General features: G+C 37.9%; 5 protein-coding genes. All 5 read right to left on the minus strand.

The window, feature by feature from the left end:
• Positions 1–285: 285 nt before the first annotated feature.
• Complete coding sequence (locus tag CLV82_RS14560) at positions 286–711, minus strand: hypothetical protein (protein WP_133645094.1); 426 nt, start codon at positions 709–711, stop codon at positions 286–288.
• Positions 712–957: 246 nt separating this feature from the next.
• Complete coding sequence (locus CLV82_RS14565; protein ID WP_133645095.1) at positions 958–1,245, minus strand: DUF5076 domain-containing protein; 288 nt, start codon at positions 1,243–1,245, stop codon at positions 958–960.
• Positions 1,246–1,491: 246 nt separating this feature from the next.
• Positions 1,492–2,019 carry a hypothetical protein gene (locus tag CLV82_RS14570; RefSeq protein ID WP_133645096.1) on the minus strand — a complete coding sequence of 176 codons (528 nt, stop codon included), beginning with the start codon at positions 2,017–2,019 and terminating at the stop codon, positions 1,492–1,494.
• Between the two features lie 217 nt (positions 2,020–2,236).
• Positions 2,237–2,869, minus strand: coding sequence for a hypothetical protein (locus CLV82_RS14575; RefSeq protein ID WP_133645097.1), 633 nt, complete (start codon positions 2,867–2,869; stop codon positions 2,237–2,239).
• Between the two features lie 537 nt (positions 2,870–3,406).
• A complete protein-coding gene (locus CLV82_RS14580; RefSeq protein WP_133645098.1) occupies positions 3,407–3,946 on the minus strand; it encodes a TPM domain-containing protein in 540 nt (179 codons plus the stop codon).
• Between the last annotated feature and the right edge of the window lie 183 nt (positions 3,947–4,129).

The raw sequence follows: 4,129 nt of genomic DNA on the forward strand, positions 1-4,129 counted from the left end.
AGTTTTTCTAAATTCCTTTGACTTGCAGCAAGTTAAAAAAACTATGAATGTTATGAATATTATGATATGCTTCACTAAAATGTTTTACAACGGTCCAGGCTATGCTTTCGGCGGTATTCACGGCGTTGCGCGAGCGTTGGGTCTCCTGGTGTTTTTTGCCAGGAGAAATTAACGTAGGAAAGGCGCGACGCCGACCAAAGTAGTCAGGTCCAGGATTAGTTTGGAATAAATGTAGTAAATTTTCGGAAAGCAGGATGTGCCGCTGAAGTATAGCCGTTGTTGTGCTTAGTTCTTATATTCTATCATCATCGAGCTAGCCCCGCCTTTGGGATCGTATACAGCAGTAATATTGCCCCATTCAAATTCCCTTAGCTTACCGATTTCTCGATTCATCCATTTTTTAAAATACTTTAATTTTTTCAGCTCTTCCTCCTCAGTCCATGAGTCCCAGGTTGAGTTAAGATTAAAAGGATGTCTATCTACAATGAAGGAAATTTGATCAAGTTTTTCATATTTGAAACCAAGAGAAAATAAGAAATACTCGTTTTCAATTTTGATATTTTTGATGTTAATCCATCGCCACTCGTTACCCATTTCTAGGGTTTCTTGGGATTCTCCTAATTCTAAGTTTTTAATTTCAAGGAAACCAGAATTTGGCCCAATACTCAGATTACTATTAACTATTATATTTCCGGTTTTTGAGTCGATCATTAGAATTAAGCACAACGTGTACGGCTATGCATCCGTTGCGAATTCAAGACAGTTGTTTGGACGTGGATCAGGCGTTAAGTCCAAGCCTTCATACAGTGAGTTCTCTTCGGACATCACCATACCTTTATCTTCTCCAAACAACTGGCTCATGCACGAATGCTAACCAGATTATTTTGCTTTAAATATAGAGTAAATTTTCTTGAGAGTAGGAGAGAAGCAATGGGGTATAGCCGCTGTTGTAGTACGTTATTCCATTATCCCCCCAGTACGTTTATCTGTTCCTGCTTCTAGTTCGCGAAGTAATGATTCTACTATATTTCTTTTTATTTCATTAAACGACTTGCCAAGCTTTTCAGAATATAAGTTTGCACCATGAATTGCTAAATCGGCGAGCATATAACCAAAGTCTAATTCGTCCCCCTGAAGTTCTGAATTAATGGTAACATGTTGTTCTTCAAAGGCCGCCCATACACGAATCAGTTCAAAAGAGTGAGGATCTTCTTTGGCTAAAGGAGGAATAATTAATTCATTCATTTTTAATGTACTACAACGGTCAGGGCTATGCGCCGTAGCGATTTCAGACAGTTGTTTGGAGCTGACCCTTGGCTAGCCTAAGCGATCATGCAAGGAGTTATCTTCCCAAGATCAGCATTCCCTGGTCTTTCCCAAACAACTGGCTTTCGCAAAGTGATGACCAGTTTAATTAGGTATTAAATATAGAGTAAATATTCTTGAGTGCAGGAGGGAAGCTATGGCTCATAGCCGATGTTGTAGGTAGTTTTAGCCTGACAAGTCACATAATTTTTGATCAACAGTTAAGTCAAATTCTTGCGTTAAGGTACATTGGTTTGTCCAATAGGAGTTGGGAAGGACCTTCCTAGCGTTTGATTTGTTAAAGAGAAAACTCATGTAGTTATTAGCTGATAAATAGGCTATATACTCTTGGTCTTTCTTAAAAATTGGCAGCCCACATGATGCTCGAGACTTAGCTGTATATATTGTAATTATTTGTTCAGCCAAGTCTCCTTTGTACAATCTTTCAACCCGGAATTCAACCTTGATCAAATCCATATCAAGGAATTGCGCCTGAGTATTCTCATCGGAATAGGTTCTTTTAATATCCTCCACTTCACTCTCCGCAAAAAGACTTTCAAATTTTACATGTTCAGTTTTAAGAACCCTTCCGTTAATAATAATCTCGGAACCTTGATAAGCATCCTTAATACTTTCAGGCGTAGTGCATTTGCATGCATAAGTTGAAAATGTGCCCATAAGTAATAACACGAAAAGGATTTTAAGTTGTTTCATATAAAATTACCTACAACGGTCAGGGCTATGATTTCGGCGCTGTTTTACGGCGTTGCGCAAGCGGTGGATCTCCCGGTGTTTTTTACCGGGAGTAATTAGCGCTGGCAAAGCGCGACGCCGACCTCACAGTCTCACCTGGTTTAGTTTGGATTAAATGTAGGAAATTTTCGGAATACCGAAAGCAGCGCTGAATTATAGCCAGTGTTGTGTGTAGTTTTTATTTATTATCCATTGTGTGGACTTCAAATTCGAAATAGTATTTTCTGCTTTGTGAAGGAATAATTGAATCCGTTACTTCAAATCCGTAAAAGTCCCAAACGTAACCTCTGATTGTATTTTTTCCTGGATTCGCGAAAGTTTTTCCGAATACGGCACTATGTCTTTTGTCCTTACTTTGTAACCATTTTTGATTAAATGAGTCTATTTCCAAGTTTGCAAAAAATTCCATAGCTAATTCATACTCATTTGATAAGTCTTTCTTTAAAGTGTCCTCCCCATTTTCTTCCAATGCCACAAATATTTGAGAATTTTTATTGGTGAATTCAGAGTCTAATAAGATAGCTATCGCCTTTAAAGGTTGATTAACCCTTGAAGAGTCCAAAAGTTTTACGACTACAGTTGGTTCCGTTTGCGATTTAGTACTCTCTTTTCCCTCACAGGCAGGCAAAAGAATTAGAAGGAAAAAAACTATGATTTGAAACGCGTTTTTCAATTGGGTTAAATTACACACAACGGTCAGGGCTATGCGCCGTAGCGACTTTGGACAGTTGTATGGAGAGAACCCCTGGCCTTCCCAGGCGATCATCCAAGGAGTTATCTTCCGAAGATCACCATTCCATGGTTTTTCCAAACAACTGGCTTTCGCAAAGCGCTAACCAGTTTAAATAGGTATTAAATATAGAGTAAATATTCTTGAGTGCAGGAGGGAAGCTATGGCGTATAGCCGATGTTAGCAAATGTTATTTTGAGTCGTTATTGGCAATTTTTTGAATTAGTATCAATAGAATTCCAATAAGAATCAAAATGTGTGGCAAATACGTTGGCCAAGCTCCCTTCCAAATAAGTACCAATATGTAAATACTTAAACCGTTTAATATAGATATAACTAGGAGAAGAATTAAATTAATCCATTCAGGATTTTTCCAGGTGATATTTATTGAAAGAAGAACTATACTTAATGCAATCAGGAGAGGAATAATAATCCCTACTATTAATTCTAAGTCCAATTTTAATATTTGCTAACGGTCTCGTATAACCGTCAGTTGCGGTTTTTAAAGAGTAAGATTTTCAACTGGCAATATCTTTTTATAGGAACGAATTATTCGCCGTTCCGAGCGAAGCGAACAGCGCAGCAAATTGCGGTTATACATTGTTGTACACAGTACTTTTATTTCCATTTTTCTATTAATTCAGCAACTCCTTTTTTAATTCCGTCATAAAAGTTTCCATTTTTAAATTCAGGAATTATGGTTTGGTCAATTACATATTTGCAAATTTCGTCTGTCAAAATTTTTTCAGTTCCGCTTCCAGTCGCAATTCCAATTTGTCGGCAATGATTGCACACAACTATTGTCAATCCGTTATCTTTTTCCGCTGTTCCAACGCCCCAATTATTTCCCAAATCAGTCGCGTATTTTTGGATATTGTTATACGGTTTAATGCTATCAATTGTTACCACTACAATTTGCCTCGTAGTTTCAATGTCGTAGTTATAAAGAATTTTAGTTAATTCAGTCCGTTGTGATTCCGTAAAGATTTGTCCGTAATCATTTATAATTCCAATCGGTTCTGGAAAATTGCTTTTTTCCATTTCCGAAAAGTCAAATTCAGGTGTCGGTTTTTTGGTTTCAATTTCCTGTGCAAAACCCTTGCAAGAAAGCAAATTCAAGGTCAGAAATAGGATTAATATTTTAGATCCGATTTTCATTTCAGGTATTGTGTACAACGTTCAGGGCTATGATTTCGGCGCTGTTTTTCGGCGTTGCGCAAGCGGTGGATCTCCCGGCATTTTTTGACGGGAGTAATTAGCGCTGGCAAAGCGCGACGCCGACTTCACAGTCACGCCTGGTTTAGTTTGGTTTAAATGTAGGAAATTTTCGGAATACGGAAA

Source organism: Zeaxanthinibacter enoshimensis, assembly GCF_004362865.1.
GTDB lineage: Bacteria > Bacteroidota > Bacteroidia > Flavobacteriales > Flavobacteriaceae > Zeaxanthinibacter > Zeaxanthinibacter enoshimensis.